Source organism: Pseudoalteromonas atlantica, from assembly GCF_043641955.1.
Classification (GTDB): domain Bacteria; phylum Pseudomonadota; class Gammaproteobacteria; order Enterobacterales; family Alteromonadaceae; genus Pseudoalteromonas; species Pseudoalteromonas atlantica_A.
This window is the reverse complement of the sequence record NZ_JBHZRV010000021.1, coordinates 1-14,547: the sequence shown is the minus strand read 5'-3', so window position 1 is coordinate 14,547 and position 14,547 is coordinate 1. Positions and strand designations below refer to the sequence as shown.

The following is a 14,547-nucleotide window of genomic DNA, read 5'->3' as shown; positions in this document are numbered from 1 at the left end:
TTTGTCAACACTTAATTTTAAACTTTTCAAAAAATCTAAACTCAAGTTTTATTCGACTTACTAAGTGACTTGCTTGCCTCGCTAAGCGTTGCCTGCTCTGCCGTCTCAGTGGGGTCGCATTATAGGGAGATCCAAAAACAGATCAACCTTTTTTTGAAGAAAACTTAAAATAAAACAATGTTCGCTGAGTATTTGAACGAAACGTATGAAAACAGAGCTAATATAGGGTAATAAAGTCTATTTATAGTGGTTGAAACTTGAAATTTAATTAATAAGCCTTAATACACGATTTGAATTAAGTAAGATCAATACTGGGATCTTATATATTAAATAAATGGTCGGTTGTTTTATCGAGGAAGCTATTTACTGAGAAATACTTTTATCAGTTATTAAATTCAAAGAAGAGACATTAGAGATAACTAGAGAATAAATGAAGTATATTATAAATAGAATTATAGGCATTAAAAAGCCGAGCATAAGCTCGGCTTTTTGGTGTCTTTAAGACTTACTCAGCAGACTGCGCGTCTTCTTGAACTTCTTCGGTTGCAGATGTGCGACCTACTAGTTCAATATAAGCCATTGGTGCATTATCACCAGCACGGAAGCCACACTTAAGAATACGAGTGTAACCACCTGGACGATCCGCATTACGAGGACCGATTTCGCTGAACAATTTACCAACTACTTCATTATCACGCGTGCGAGCAAACGCTAAACGGCGATTTGCTACACTGTCAGTCTTAGCCAGTGTGATTAAAGGTTCAATTACACGGCGTAACTCTTTCGCTTTAGGCAATGTAGTTTTGATGATTTCGTGTTTCACCAAAGAACCTGCCATATTGCTGAACATCGCTTTACGATGGCTGCTGTTACGGTTTAATTGACGACCACTCTTACGATGGCGCATGACCCTATCCTTCTAACTAAACTAATATAGTGATTTAGATTATTCAGCTAGGCTTGCAGGTGGCCAATTTTCTAGGCGCATACCTAGAGAAAGACCACGTGAAGCTAGCACGTCTTTAATTTCAGTTAGAGACTTCTTACCTAAATTAGGCGTTTTAAGAAGCTCAACTTCTGTGCGCTGAACTAAATCACCGATATATTGAATTTGCTCGGCTTTCAAACAGTTTGCAGAACGTACTGTTAGTTCAAGATCATCAACTGGACGAAGTAGAATAGGATCGAATTCAGGCTTCTCTTCTTTCTCTTCTGGTTCAGTTACATCGCGTAAATCTACGAATGCATCTAATTGTTCAGCTAAGATAGTAGACGCACGGCGGATCGCTTCTTCAGGATCTAAAGTGCCGTTTGTTTCCATATCAATGATTAACTTGTCTAGGTCTGTACGTTGTTCAACACGTGCTGATTCAACCGAGTACGCAATACGTTCAACTGGGCTAAATGATGCATCAAGCAACAATCTACCAATTGGACGCTCATCGTCATCAGAGGATAAACGGCTAGACGCCGGCACATAACCACGACCGCGCTCAACACGAATACGCATGCTGATATCGCTGCTATCTGTCGTTAAATGACAAATAACGTGATCTGGGTTAGCAATTGTTACATCGCCATCGTGCTGAATATCTGCCGCAGTCACAGGGCCTACACCAGACTTAGTCAGGGTCAGAAAAACTTCATCTTTGCCTTCTAAAGTTACTGCTAGACCTTTAAGATTTAACAGAATTTCAATGATGTCTTCTTGTACGCCTTCTTTCGCGCTGTATTCATGCAACACACCGTCGATTTCAACTTCGGTTACTGCACATCCAGGCATAGATGAAAGAAGTATACGGCGTAAGGCATTACCCAACGTGTGGCCAAAGCCACGTTCTAATGGTTCTAAAACAACTTTAGAACGTGTCGGGTTGATAGCGTCGATATCGACTAACCTTGGTTTTAGAAATTCTGTAACAGAACCCTGCATTTTATCCTCTCTTAACTCTTAACTTTACTTAGAGTAAAGTTCGACGATTAGTTGTTCATTAATGTCCGCAGACAGGTCTGAACGCTCAGGTAGGCGTTTGAAATTACCTTCCATTTTCTTACCGTCAACTTCAACCCAAGTCGGCTTTTCACGTTGCTCGGCTAGTTCTAGAGCAGCGATGATACGCGCTTGTGTCTTAGACTTTTCACGAATAACTACTACATCTTCTGGAGTAATTACGAATGAAGGAATGTTCACAACACGACCATTAACTAAAACCGCTTTGTGGCTTACTAACTGACGTGCTTCAGCACGTGTGCTTGCAAAACCCATGCGGTATACAACATTGTCTAAACGTTGCTCTAAAAGCTGTAACAAGTTTTCACCTGTATTGCCTTTAAGGCGAGCAGCTTCTTTGTAGTAGTTACTGAATTGCTTTTCAAGTACACCGTACATACGACGAACTTTTTGCTTTTCACGTAATTGTAAACCGTAATCAGATAAGCGACCTTTACGAGCGCCGTGCTGACCAGGTGCAGTCTCAAGTTTACACTTAGAGTCGATAGCTCTTACGCCGCTCTTAAGGAACAGGTCAGTACCTTCACGACGACTCAGCTTGAGCTTAGGGCCCAAATATCTTGCCATGTTATTTCTCCTAACCTATTGTTAAACGCGACGTTTCTTCGGTGGACGACAACCATTGTGTGGTATTGGCGTCACGTCAGTGATGTTGGTGATACGGTAACCAGCAGCATTCAAAGCACGTACAGCAGATTCACGACCTGGACCTGGACCTTTGATGAAAACTTCTAGATTTTTTAAACCGTATTCTTGAGCCGCAGTACCTGCACGCTCTGCAGCAACCTGAGCAGCGAATGGTGTAGATTTACGTGAACCACGGAAACCTGAACCACCGGCAGTTGCCCATGATAGTGCATTACCTTGACGGTCGGTAATTGTAACAATAGTGTTGTTGAAAGAAGCATGAACATGAGCCATACCATCAGCAACTTGCTTTTTAACCTTTTTACGACGAATTGGTGTCTTAGCCATAATACTATCCCCTTATCGCTTAATAGGCTTACGAGGACCCTTACGGGTACGCGCGTTAGTCTTAGTTCTTTGACCACGAAGTGGTAAAGAGCGACGGTGACGTAGGCCACGGAAACAACCAAGGTCCATAAGGCGCTTGATATTCAAAGTAACTTCACGACGAAGATCACCTTCTACAGTGTACTTGCCAACTTCTTCACGAAGTACGTCAAGTGTTTCGTCTGAAAGCTCACCGATTTTTGTGGTCTCGGCGATACCAGTCGCTACTAAGATAGCCTTAGAGCGAGTCTTACCTATGCCATAAATAGCTGTTAAACCAATAACTGCATGTTTATGATCAGGGACGTTAATGCCAGCGATACGGGCCACTAACACATCTCCTATATTTGAATTTGGTTATCATCTGTTTGAAGAGCCCGTAAGGATACTCAAACGAAGACCAAATCACAATTAAAAACACAGGCCAAGAAATCTCAGCCTGCACGACTTATTAATTAACCTTGCCTTTGCTTATGCTTAGGCTCACTGCAAATTACACGTACAACACCGGCACGTTTAATAACTTTACAGTTACGGCATATTTTCTTAACGGAAGCACGTACTTTCATTGCTCAACTCCGTAAACTGACCTTATCGACCGTAGCCTTTAAGGTTCGCTTTTTTCAGCACAGAATCATATTGATGTGACATCATATGAGTTTGTACTTGTGCCATAAAGTCCATGATCACAACAACGATAATCAAGATTGATGTACCGCCGAAGTAGAATGGCGTTTGCCATGCCATGGTCATGAATTCGGGCACCAGACAGATAAAGGTTATATACAAAGCACCTGCCAATGTCAGGCGTGTCATCACTTTATCAATGTATTTCGATGTCTGCTCACCTGGACGAATACCTGGGATAAATGCGCCAGATTTTTTCAGGTTATCTGCTGTTTCACGTGGGTTAAACACCAACGCTGTGTAGAAAAAGCAGAAGAAGATAATAGCCGCAGCTAAAACTAATGCATACAAAGGCTGACCTGGAGTCAACGTTGTAGCAATCGCTTGTAGCACATCAGCGACAGGACCTTCACCCTGGCCGAACCAGCTGGCAATAGTACCAGGGAACAGAATAATACTGCTAGCAAAGATTGGTGGAATAACACCCGCCATGTTAACTTTTAGTGGTAAGTGCGTGCTTTGAGCAGCAAATACTTGACGACCTTGTTGGCGCTTTGCGTAGTTTACAACTATACGTCGTTGACCACGTTCAAAGAATACAACAAGATAAGTTACAGCGAATACAATTACAGCAACCATCAACAGTACTAAAACATTCAGATCACCTTGGCGCGCCATTTCGGCTGTCGAACCAATAGCAGACGGCAAGTTTGCTACTATACCAACAAATATTAGAACCGAGATACCGTTGCCGATACCGCGCTCTGTTATTTGTTCGCCCAACCACATCAGGAACATAGTACCAGTTACTAAACTCACCACAGCGGTGAAATAGAAACCCATACCTGGGTTAACAACTAACCCGTTCATCATGCCCGGTAAGCTTGTGGCAATACCGATTGATTGGATAGTAGCAAGCAAAAGCGTGCCATAGCGTGTGTACTGGCTAATTTTCTTACGCCCTTGTTCACCTTCTTTCTTAAGCTCTATAAACGGAGGATACATATGCGTTAATAGTTGCGTAATAATCGAAGCTGTAATGTAAGGCATAATACCCAGTGCTAACACTGAAGCTCGCTCAAGTGCACCACCGCTGAACATGTTAAACATTTCAACAATGGTGCCCTTTTGTTGCTCGAAGAAATCGGCAAGTACAGCGGCGTCAATCCCAGGGATCGGCACAAATGAACCTAGACGGTAAATAATGATAGCGCCTAAAACGAATAGTAATCGACGTTTCAATTCCGAAAGTCCACCTTGTGCACTTTGCATATCTTGACCTGGTTTAGCCATTAGTACTTCCTTAGTCTTCTACCTTGCCTCCGGCAGCTTCGATAGCCTCGCGAGCACCTTTAGAAGCCTTAAGGCCTTTAACGGTAACTGCGCGTGAAACTTCGCCAGATTTAACAACTTTAACGAACTGAACGTTCTTTTTAACTAGACCAGCTGCTTGTAACGTACCTAGGTCTACCACATCGCCTTCAACTTTAGCGATTTCAAAAAGGTTAATTTCTGCAGATACTAACGATTTGCGAGAAGTGAAACCAAATTTAGGTAGACGACGTTGCATAGGCATTTGACCGCCTTCAAAACCAACGCGTACTTTACCGCCAGAACGTGATTTTTGACCTTTGTGACCACGGCCACCAGTCTTACCAAGACCAGAACCGATACCACGACCAACACGTTTACCAGCAGACTTAGATCCTGCAGCAGGAGAAAGTGTATTCAAATGCATTCGAATTACCCCTCAACCTTAACCATGTATGAAACTCGGTTAATCATACCACGTACACATGCTGTGTCTTCTAACTCAACAGTGTGATTGATACGACGTAAACCAAGACCGCGTAATGTAGCTTTATGTTTCGGTAAACGACCGATAGAGCTCTTTACTTGTGTTACTTTTACAGTTTTATTAGCCATGGTTTACCCCAGAATCTCGTCTACTCGAAGACCACGTTTTGCAGCGATCGACTGAGGAGAATTCATATTCTCAAGAGCTGAGATCGTTGCACGTACAACGTTGATCGGGTTAGTAGAACCGTAACATTTAGAAAGTACGTTCTGCACACCAGTCACTTCAAGTACTGCACGCATAGCACCACCTGCAATGATACCAGTACCTTCAGAGGCTGGTTTCATGAACACTTGTGAGCCAGCATGACGCCCTTTAACAGGGTGCTGTAATGTGTTGCCATTTAGGTCTACATTGATCATGTTGCGACGTGCTTTTTCCATTGCTTTTTGAATAGCAGCTGGAACTTCACGTGCTTTACCATAACCGAAACCTACTTTACCTGCGCCGTCACCAACTACTGTTAGTGCAGTGAAGCTAAAGATACGACCACCTTTAACTACTTTAGACACACGGTTTACCGCGATTAGCTTTTCAGCTAAATCAGGCTGTTGTTGCTTTGCTTCTACGTTAGCCATTGTCTACTCCTAGAATTGCAAACCGGCTTCACGCGCAGCATCTGCTAGCGCCTTCACACGGCCGTGATATTTAAAGCCACTGCGATCAAAAGCAATCTTTTCGATGCCTTTGTCAGCCGCACGTTCTGCAACCGCTTTACCAACTGCTTGTGCAGCTGCAACGTTGCCTGTGCCTTTAACTGTTTCGCTAATAGCTTTCTCAACAGTAGAAGCAGCAGCCAGTACACTACCCTCAGCATTAACTACTTGAGCGTAAATGTGACGTGGCGTGCGGTGGATAACAAGACGCGTTGTGCCTTGTTCAATATAATTTCTACGAGTGCGTTTAGCACGACGTAGACGAGCTGTTTTTTTATCCATCGTCTTACCTTACTTCTTCTTAGCCTCTTTACGGCGTACATTCTCATCTGCGTAACGAACACCTTTACCTTTATAAGGCTCAGGTTTACGGTATGCACGAATGTTAGCAGCTGTTTGACCAACTAACTGCTTATCTACGCCCTTAACTAGAACTTCTGTTTGGCTTGGAGTTTCAATCGTAATTCCTTCAGGAACTGCGAAATTAACTGGGTGCGAGAAACCAAGAGTTAAGTCTAAAACTTTACCCTTTGCTGCTGCACGGTAACCAACGCCTACTAACTGAAGTTTCTTCTCGTAACCTGTATGCGTACCAACAACCATGTTGTTGATAAGAGCGCGAGCAGTACCTGCTTGTGCCCATGCATTGGCTACGCCTTCACGAGGTAAAGTTGTAACAACGTTATCGTTAACTTGTACTTCAACAGCGTTGTTGATAGTACGAGTTAATTCACCGTTTTTGCCTTTAACTGTGATTTCCTGGCCTTTTAATGTAACTTCTACACCGGCAGGAACATTTATTGGTGCCTTTGCTATGCGAGACATAGTTCCCCTCCGATTAAGCTACAAAACCAATGATTTCACCACCAACACCAGCACTACGTGCTGCGCGGTCTGTCATTAGGCCTTTAGAAGTTGATACGATAGCGATGCCTAGACCACCCATTACCTTAGGTAATTCGTCACGTCTCTTATAGATACGTAGACCAGGGCGGCTAACACGCTGGATGTTTTCAATAACAGCTTTGCCTTCGAAGTATTTCAACTCGATAGAAAGCTCAGGTTTAACATCGCCGTTTATTGCGAAATCAGTGATGTAACCTTCGTCTTTTAATACTTTAGCTACCGCTACTTTCAGCTTTGAAGTTGGCATCACAACTGATACTTTCTTCGCTGATTGACCGTTACGGATACGTGTGAACAAATCCGCGATAGGATCTTGCAAGCTCATAGTCTTACTCCCGTGATTCTATTACCAGCTAGCCTTTTTAAGGCCAGGAATTTCACCGCGCATAGCTGCTTCGCGAACTTTAATACGGCTCATGCCGAATTTGCGAAGGTAACCATGTGGGCGGCCCGTAATGTTACAACGATTACGTTGACGTGCAGGGCTAGAATCACGTGGTAAAGCTTGTAGCTTAAGTACCGCGTCCCAACGATCATCGTCTGATGTTTTCACATCGCTGATGATAGCTTTTAGTGCTGCGCGCTTTTCAGCGTACTGAGCAACTAATTTTGTGCGCTTTGCTTCGCGCGCTTTCATAGAATTCTTTGCCATAACCCTACCCTTATTTCTTGAATGGGAAGTTAAACGCTTCTAACAACGCACGGCCTTCCTCATCTGTTTTCGCAGATGTAGTGATTGTGATATCCATACCGCGTACACGGTCTACTTTATCATAATCAATTTCTGGGAAGATGATTTGTTCACGTACGCCCATGCTGTAGTTACCACGTCCATCAAAAGACTTAGCACTTACACCACGGAAGTCACGGATACGTGGGATAGCGATTGAAACCAAACGCTCAAAAAAGTCCCACATACGCTCGCCGCGTAAGGTTACTTTACAGCCAATTGGGTAGCCTTCACGCACTTTAAAGCCAGCAACAGATTTGCGCGCTTTAGTGATTAAAGGTTTCTGACCAGAGATAGCTTCTAGATCCGCAACAGCGTTATCTAAAATTTTCTTGTCAGCTAGGGCTTCGCCCACGCCCATATTTAATGTGATCTTTTCGATCTGAGGGACTTGCATGACAGAGCTGAAACCGAACTTCTCTTGAAGATCAGCAACTACTTTGTCTTTATATACTTCATGCAGTTTCGCCATCATTCTACTCCAACTATTAGATAGTTTTACCAGTAGATTTAAAGATACGTAATTTCTTACCATCTTCAATCTTGAAACCTACGCGATCTGCTTTACTCGTTTCCGAGTTGTAGATCGCAACGTTTGATACGTCGATAGACGCTTCTTTTTCAACAATGCCGCCAGCTTGGTTCATTTGTGGAACCGGCTTTTGGTGTTTCTTGATTAAGTTTATGCCTTCGACAAATACTCGACCAGACTCGGTAACAACTGAAAGCACTTTGCCGCGCTTACCTTTGTCTTTACCTGCTAGAACGATTACTTCGTCATCACGACGGATTTTTGCTGCCATGATTGACTCCTTACAGTACTTCTGGGGCTAGTGAAACGATTTTCATGAACTTTTCATTACGAAGTTCGCGAGTCACAGGGCCGAAAATACGTGTACCAATTGGCTGCAAGTTATCATTTAAGATAACAGCCGCATTGCTGTCAAAACGGATCAAAGAACCGTCTGGACGACGAACGCCTTTCTTAGTACGCACGACTACCGCGTTTTTAACATCACCTTTCTTCACTTTACCGCGAGGAATCGCTTCTTTAACAGAAACTTTAATGATGTCACCAATCGCTGCATAACGACGGTGCGAACCGCCTAAGACTTTAATACACTGCACTTTGCGAGCGCCGCTGTTATCAGCAACTTCCAGCTGAGTTTGCATTTGGATCATGTTAATGACCTCCGGTGTAGTTATTACAACTTGCCTTAAATCGTTTAAAATCAAGACATTTAGATTAAATACCCACCAAAAAACAACTAGGTTGTCTCTTAAGGGCGGGCAATTGTATCAGTATTGAGGGGGTAGTGGTAGGTTATTTTTTAATTAATTTAGAATTGCTGCACTCGTTATTTTGCTACTCGGTTATATTTAGCTATTTTACAACTGTTTATAAAACAATCAGGGCATAAATATACCCTGATTATTTTATCATCGAATAAAATCGGCATTAATTGCCAAACAAACCTTTTAATTTATCTTTAATTTTATCCTTTGCCTTTTCTTTCACTTCATCTTCAGCCGCTTTACTGACATCTAAACTAATACCAACATCATGAAATGGGCCTTTAATTCGAACGGGTATTTTAAAGCCGGTACTATCATCTGTTGTGCCTTGGCCTTCAAGAGAATCTACAATACCTGTGACTAAACGATAATTAACTGTGGTCATCGGTAAATCAACATCCCCTTCACCACTAATTCGAATTAATGGGCTTAACATTGATAAGTCGGTGTTCTTGCCAACACCATTGGTAAAGTTAAAGCTACCTGTGAGTGCAGAGAAATCTGTTTGTTCTGAGTTATCAAAACCTGTATCGAGTCCTTCTGACACTGCACCAAAGTTCCCTTTTATAAGCTCTTTACCTTTACGGACCATCTCAGCAATATTTGCACCTTTCACTGCGCCATCGGCAAATTCAAATGCCAGCTTTCCTTGCAATGCATTAATGAAGCTCTTTTGACTACTCCCACTGGTAGTTAAGTCCCAATTTAATGAGCCCTTACCCATGAGCTTATCAAAGCCAGCAGCATCGCTTAGTAATGGCTGTGCATCGATTGCATCTAAAGAAAAATTAGTCGCTATTTTATATGGGGATTGTTTTGCATTTATAGTTACCTTACCTTTGCCATTACCTTCATACGCAGTAAATTTATCAAGGCTAAGGCTAGCAACAGCATCTTTAAGATTAACTGTGAACTGGTTCGCACCTAATGTTATGTCATTCGCTTTAAGCCCACTTGAGCGGATAACGATATTTGCATCAAGTGCATTTAAGCCACTCATATCAATTTTTGTATCGTCCCAAACAATTGGCTGAGCTGGTTGCTCTTCTGACTGTTGTGGCGTTTGCTTTTTAGCTACGGCTTCTGGTAAGTATGGATTTAAGTCCAACATGCCTAAATCTATGTTTGCTTTTACAGCTAATCGTTCTTTCAGGTGTAGCTCACTGCTACCTTTAATTTGTAATACATCAAGTGTTGCCAATAACTCTGTGAGGTTAAACTTATCACCATTTAAATGCATTGTGCCTTTTACGGTAAAGGCATTAAATGCATTTTCTTTTGCATTTAGTTCTACCCCCTGCCATTTAGCAATATCTTTAACAGAGTCGCCACTAAGCACGAGTTGCCCTTTAATATCTTGACCTTGCTTTGCAATTAACCCTTTAAAATCCATATCTAATAAACGTGATGAAAGGTTTTGCGTTACATTAAATGCATTTCCTTCAATTGCTTTTGCAGGAGTATCTACTTTTACGTCTAACTCAAAGCGTTCTTGCATATACGTGATTGCACCTTTCACCTCAAGCTCTTCACGCAGAGAAGGCAATAAGATAGCAAGCTCTAGCTCGTTTATTTGATGTTCAGCACCTGTTTGACCGTCTAAATAAGTAAAGGACCCGCCATAAATAGCTACTTCACCAAGCTCAATATCAAAATTTTCTGGTAACTTCACTGCTTCATTATTTTTTGTTGCCTGTGGTTGCTCTGCTACTGCATCAAAAAGCTGCCAGTTTGCTTTACCGTTTTTATCAGTCTCTAACAAAATATTTGGCTCATTAATGACGAATTTTTCAAGTTTAAATTCACCGCCAAATATTGAAAACCATGGAATATGAATCGCTAGCTGCTGCATGCTAGCCATATCTTGGCGAGAGCCCGTTTGCATATTGGCAAAGTGCACGTCATTTAATTCAAGTTTGAGTGAAGGAAACACCGATAAGGTTTTATCGCCTTTGATTGTTAAAGTACGGCCAGTGGTTTGCTCGACCTGTTCTGATACTTTATTAAAAATTGCATCAGTAGGAATTAAAAATGGTGCAATGACTATTAGTGCGATCAGCAATAACAGTATTACCCCTATAACTTTAAAAGTGGTTTTCATGATGGTCCTTTCAAATGTGCAAATAATGTTCTCATGATAGCGGGAGTTGCGATTAAAATCATTGAATCAATATATAAAAACTCTCAATCCATACTTTACTAAATTTGATATGAATAAACACTGAAACATTTTGATACCTTGAGGTTACATATAAATATTGACCAGATGATACCCTTAGGTTACATTGATACCTAAGGGTTACAAAAAAACAGTTCAAACACTCTGGAAGGATGAATATTATGAAACAGGATATTAAAGCTGAAGAAAAATTTATGGGTCAAAATGCATGGTTTTCCATCTTTATGGGGGTTACATTACTGATTATCAGCGTATACCCCATGTTGAATAATACATCTGCACCCTTGTTAATATTGGGGGTCGCTGCTTTTTTAGGGTCGTTTTTTATGTTTGTAGTGAGGGGCGGCTTCACACGCAAAATGAAATACCATTTAACTTATAAAGATGAGTACTTAAACACAATAGACACTATTGCCTATAAACATGTTGTATTAGCCTTGCTCTTCAGTATGGGTGCAGTTTATTTGAGCTCAGATAGCTTTGCCTTGCATATATCACACAGTATGATCGCTACCTTTTATTTAGCAATTATGTGCTTAGTGTATGGTATTTCAATTTTATGGCAAAATCGTGATTAGGTGGCGTCGTGCAAAATTTTATCGCTAAATTCCGCAAAGAGGCAGGGCTTTCTCAGCAAGAGCTAGCTGATGCAATAAATGTATCTCGAAAAACTATTAGTACAGTTGAAACCGCTAGGTTTACACCGTCGGTGATCATTGCACTAAAAATTGCGCAGTACTTTAACACTTCTGTAGAGTCACTATTCTCGCTCGACGAATACGACTAAAAAAAGAGATGCAATCTTGGTATTACGCACCCACTATGATTGCATACCTTATATTCTTAGGTATCATGCACGCCCCTGTTGCTTTTAGTGAATATAAGCTAAAATAAGTAACTGAAAAAGCATCTAATCGGAGTATCCTCAGGCATGAAAAAACTGCTAATTTCACCTTCAAAAATGGCATTAGGCGAACAAGAAAGTCAAATTTATCAAAACATCTTAAAACAGGCTTCTGAGATCAGTCTAAACCTGATGGCGGTAAAAATAGAAAATCATCCTGAAGACTTTTTAGGTTGGTGTTACGAATTACTTAGCGCTAGTAAGGATCGTATCAATTACGACTTACTCGAAGCGAACCAATTACCGCTCTTAAAAAAGCTACATGACCAACTAATTTCTGCAATTAGCTTTTTACAATTGAAAACATTACGTGTTGCACCTTGGCCGGTTGTTAGTATGTTTGTCGACCAGCACAAAGATCTTATAGCACTTGATGAACAATTACGTTTGAGTAGTTATATTTCTACTTTACGCGAGCAGCCTTTAAAAGACATGATCCCTGAGGATTTACTTACTTTCTGTGGAAAACACACCTCAGCTCTAGACCCTAGTACATATAACTTCGATGTTGAGTGGTTTGCATCAACAAAAAGCGCTAAGGGTTTTCACCAAATGCTGGCTGATTTACCTGGGCAGTTTGATCAAGCACTTGCCCACATTCCACTTGAAGGTGAAGTGAGCGAAGAGCATTATCAGCAATTTGTAGTTAGCTACTTCCTTGCATTTAATGGTAGTGATGAGAAACCAACACTCGCGCCTGCAACTCGCTTATTAGCAATGCGTCGCCCAGATGTTTTTACACCAATAAATAATACGCGACTTGATGCGCTCTGTTCAGCTCTAGGTATAACCAAACTTAATAACCGTGACTTTGAACGCTATTGGCAAGATATGGTACAAACTATACATGCGATGTCATGGTTTAAGATGGCAGCTGGCAATAATGAGCTAGAACAACAGCTTTTATCTATTAAAGCATTACTGCCTTGCTTCTTTTATTATGCGGATAAATCAACAGCTGATAACTCAAATTACATTAAGCTGTTAAATAAACCTAAACGCAGCGCAACAACTTCCACAAAATCAGTTCGCCGTGGTAAAGAGTCTGCAGAGATATTAGTTGACCGTGCACTGGCTAGTGACGAAATACCTGAGCATATCCGTGCTAAACGGGACTCAATCATTAGTGAAGTACAAAAAGGCCGTGGTGTGAATGAAACGATTAGCTTAATGCGCACTATATTTGGCTAATATATCAAGTAGCTACATAATTTCGAGCTGCATGATCCTTGTGCAGCTTTATTTATATGTGCACTATATAAGTGCACATTATTAATTCAAAACCCTCCTATAACCCTTACTAAATAAACTTATCTATCTGTTTTATAAAAATTTAAACATAAAATTTTGCTTTAAACTTTAACTTGGCATAAGCAGTGCAACTATCTTGGACAGACAACAAAAATAGGCATCATAATTAGCAAGACTGCAATCTTATTAATAATTATGAACCATTAATCAACATAACGACAGGATACGAAACATGCTACAACTAAAAAAAACAGTTGCACTAAGTGCACTTGCATTGATGGGTCTTACATCTACAGCCGCACTAGCTGAAGTTACAGCCAATGCAGCAGCGACATCAAATTACTTATGGCGTGGTCAAGAGCAGACCGGTGGAGATGCAGCTATTTCAGGCGGTATTGATTATGCTAGTGACTCAGGTTTCTATGCCGGCACATGGGCTTCAAATGCTTCATGGGCTGATGAGATGACTTATGAGCTTGATCTCTATGCTGGCTTTGGTGGCGATATTAATGAAAATATGAGCTATGACGTCGGTTACATCTACTATGCTTACCCTGATGCAGCTTCTGGTGCTGATGCCGATTTTTCTGAAGTTTACGGTAGTATCAGCATGGGTAGTTTCAGCTTTGGTGCTTCTTTACTAGCAAGTTCCGCTGCAAGTGGAGACGGCACAGATTTTGGTGACTCTTTATACCTAACGGCAGACTATGGCTTTGCTGTAGGTAGTAATGGCACTGAAATGGCGTTACACCTAGGGCACTATTCTGGTGATTTCATAGGTGATGATGACATTATCGATTATGGTGTTTCAATCTCTAAAGATGGCTTCACTTTTGGTCTTTCTGATACAGATATGGATGACAGTGATATCAAAGCTTACGTCGCTTACGCAGTAGACTTTAGCTTATAAAAAGAATGTGTTACTTGCTGCAACACTAAGGGCCTAAGGGCCCTTTTCTTGTTTTAACCATAGCTATCAGCTATCAGCTATCAGCTATCAGCTATCAGCTATCAGCTATCAGCTATCAGCTATCAGCTATCAGCTATCAGCTATCAGCTATCAGCTATCAGCTATCAGCTATCAGCTATCAGCTATCAGCTATCAGCTATCAGCT

General features: G+C 41.3%; 22 protein-coding genes. 4 read left to right on the top strand and 18 right to left on the bottom strand.

Annotation, left to right across the window (positions count from 1 at the left end; genetic code table 11):
* Positions 1-505: 505 nt before the first annotated feature.
* From rplQ to ACHUE3_RS19645, 18 genes are all read right to left on the bottom strand, one after another.
* Positions 506-907, bottom strand: a complete 402-nt coding sequence (rplQ, locus tag ACHUE3_RS19730) for a 50S ribosomal protein L17 (RefSeq protein ID WP_058562136.1) — start codon at positions 905-907, stop codon at positions 506-508.
* A 39-nt stretch (positions 908-946) separates the two neighbouring features.
* Complete coding sequence (locus ACHUE3_RS19725; protein WP_087532485.1) at positions 947-1,933, bottom strand: DNA-directed RNA polymerase subunit alpha; 987 nt, start codon at positions 1,931-1,933, stop codon at positions 947-949.
* Between the two features lie 24 nt (positions 1,934-1,957).
* On the bottom strand, positions 1,958-2,578 hold the full coding sequence (gene rpsD, locus ACHUE3_RS19720) for a 30S ribosomal protein S4 (RefSeq protein ID WP_087532486.1): 621 nt from the start codon (positions 2,576-2,578) through the stop codon (positions 1,958-1,960).
* Between the two features lie 21 nt (positions 2,579-2,599).
* Positions 2,600-2,986 (bottom strand): 30S ribosomal protein S11, encoded by a 387-nt coding sequence (gene rpsK, locus ACHUE3_RS19715; protein ID WP_002959471.1) that lies wholly within the window; start codon positions 2,984-2,986, stop codon positions 2,600-2,602.
* Between the two features lie 12 nt (positions 2,987-2,998).
* A complete protein-coding gene (gene rpsM / locus ACHUE3_RS19710) occupies positions 2,999-3,355 on the bottom strand; it encodes a 30S ribosomal protein S13 (protein WP_058562133.1) in 357 nt (118 codons plus the stop codon).
* A gap of 125 nt (positions 3,356-3,480) precedes the next feature.
* Positions 3,481-3,594: a 50S ribosomal protein L36 gene (rpmJ, locus tag ACHUE3_RS19705; RefSeq protein WP_002959476.1), complete on the bottom strand. Its 114-nt coding sequence runs from the start codon at positions 3,592-3,594 to the stop codon at positions 3,481-3,483.
* A gap of 22 nt (positions 3,595-3,616) precedes the next feature.
* Entirely contained in the window at positions 3,617-4,945 is a 1,329-nt protein-coding gene (gene secY / locus ACHUE3_RS19700; RefSeq protein WP_058562132.1) for a preprotein translocase subunit SecY, read from the bottom strand.
* 10 nt (positions 4,946-4,955) lie between these two features.
* Positions 4,956-5,390 carry a 50S ribosomal protein L15 gene (gene rplO, locus ACHUE3_RS19695; RefSeq protein WP_099297852.1) on the bottom strand — a complete coding sequence of 145 codons (435 nt, stop codon included), beginning with the start codon at positions 5,388-5,390 and terminating at the stop codon, positions 4,956-4,958.
* 5 nt (positions 5,391-5,395) lie between these two features.
* Positions 5,396-5,578: a 50S ribosomal protein L30 gene (gene rpmD, locus ACHUE3_RS19690; RefSeq protein ID WP_004589203.1), complete on the bottom strand. Its 183-nt coding sequence runs from the start codon at positions 5,576-5,578 to the stop codon at positions 5,396-5,398.
* Between the two features lie 3 nt (positions 5,579-5,581).
* The gene (gene rpsE, locus ACHUE3_RS19685; protein ID WP_008115387.1) at positions 5,582-6,088 is read right to left on the bottom strand and encodes a 30S ribosomal protein S5; all 507 of its coding nucleotides are present in this window, start codon (positions 6,086-6,088) and stop codon (positions 5,582-5,584) included.
* Between the two features lie 9 nt (positions 6,089-6,097).
* Positions 6,098-6,448 (bottom strand): 50S ribosomal protein L18, encoded by a 351-nt coding sequence (gene rplR / locus ACHUE3_RS19680; RefSeq protein WP_058562131.1) that lies wholly within the window; start codon positions 6,446-6,448, stop codon positions 6,098-6,100.
* A 9-nt stretch (positions 6,449-6,457) separates the two neighbouring features.
* Positions 6,458-6,991 (bottom strand): 50S ribosomal protein L6, encoded by a 534-nt coding sequence (gene rplF, locus ACHUE3_RS19675; protein WP_099297854.1) that lies wholly within the window; start codon positions 6,989-6,991, stop codon positions 6,458-6,460.
* A gap of 13 nt (positions 6,992-7,004) precedes the next feature.
* Positions 7,005-7,397: a 30S ribosomal protein S8 gene (rpsH, locus tag ACHUE3_RS19670; protein ID WP_394193991.1), complete on the bottom strand. Its 393-nt coding sequence runs from the start codon at positions 7,395-7,397 to the stop codon at positions 7,005-7,007.
* A gap of 21 nt (positions 7,398-7,418) precedes the next feature.
* Complete coding sequence (gene rpsN / locus ACHUE3_RS19665; RefSeq protein ID WP_016710196.1) at positions 7,419-7,724, bottom strand: 30S ribosomal protein S14; 306 nt, start codon at positions 7,722-7,724, stop codon at positions 7,419-7,421.
* A gap of 10 nt (positions 7,725-7,734) precedes the next feature.
* A complete protein-coding gene (rplE, locus tag ACHUE3_RS19660; RefSeq protein WP_058562127.1) occupies positions 7,735-8,274 on the bottom strand; it encodes a 50S ribosomal protein L5 in 540 nt (179 codons plus the stop codon).
* A 16-nt stretch (positions 8,275-8,290) separates the two neighbouring features.
* Positions 8,291-8,605 carry a 50S ribosomal protein L24 gene (rplX, locus tag ACHUE3_RS19655; protein WP_394193988.1) on the bottom strand — a complete coding sequence of 105 codons (315 nt, stop codon included), beginning with the start codon at positions 8,603-8,605 and terminating at the stop codon, positions 8,291-8,293.
* Between the two features lie 10 nt (positions 8,606-8,615).
* Positions 8,616-8,984, bottom strand: a complete 369-nt coding sequence (rplN, locus tag ACHUE3_RS19650) for a 50S ribosomal protein L14 (RefSeq protein WP_008115397.1) — start codon at positions 8,982-8,984, stop codon at positions 8,616-8,618.
* Positions 8,985-9,261: 277 nt separating this feature from the next.
* On the bottom strand, positions 9,262-11,199 hold the full coding sequence (locus ACHUE3_RS19645) for an AsmA family protein (RefSeq protein ID WP_394193986.1): 1,938 nt from the start codon (positions 11,197-11,199) through the stop codon (positions 9,262-9,264).
* 236 nt (positions 11,200-11,435) lie between these two features.
* Between ACHUE3_RS19645 and ACHUE3_RS19640 the strand changes: the two genes are divergently transcribed.
* From ACHUE3_RS19640 to ACHUE3_RS19625, 4 genes are all read left to right on the top strand, one after another.
* Positions 11,436-11,855, top strand: coding sequence for a hypothetical protein (locus ACHUE3_RS19640; protein WP_394193994.1), 420 nt, complete (start codon positions 11,436-11,438; stop codon positions 11,853-11,855).
* 8 nt (positions 11,856-11,863) lie between these two features.
* Positions 11,864-12,064 (top strand): helix-turn-helix transcriptional regulator, encoded by a 201-nt coding sequence (locus tag ACHUE3_RS19635; protein ID WP_394193985.1) that lies wholly within the window; start codon positions 11,864-11,866, stop codon positions 12,062-12,064.
* A gap of 144 nt (positions 12,065-12,208) precedes the next feature.
* The gene (locus ACHUE3_RS19630; RefSeq protein ID WP_394193984.1) at positions 12,209-13,372 is read left to right on the top strand and encodes a hypothetical protein; all 1,164 of its coding nucleotides are present in this window, start codon (positions 12,209-12,211) and stop codon (positions 13,370-13,372) included.
* A 292-nt stretch (positions 13,373-13,664) separates the two neighbouring features.
* Positions 13,665-14,342, top strand: a complete 678-nt coding sequence (locus ACHUE3_RS19625; protein WP_394193982.1) for a TorF family putative porin — start codon at positions 13,665-13,667, stop codon at positions 14,340-14,342.
* Positions 14,343-14,547: the final 205 nt, after the last annotated feature.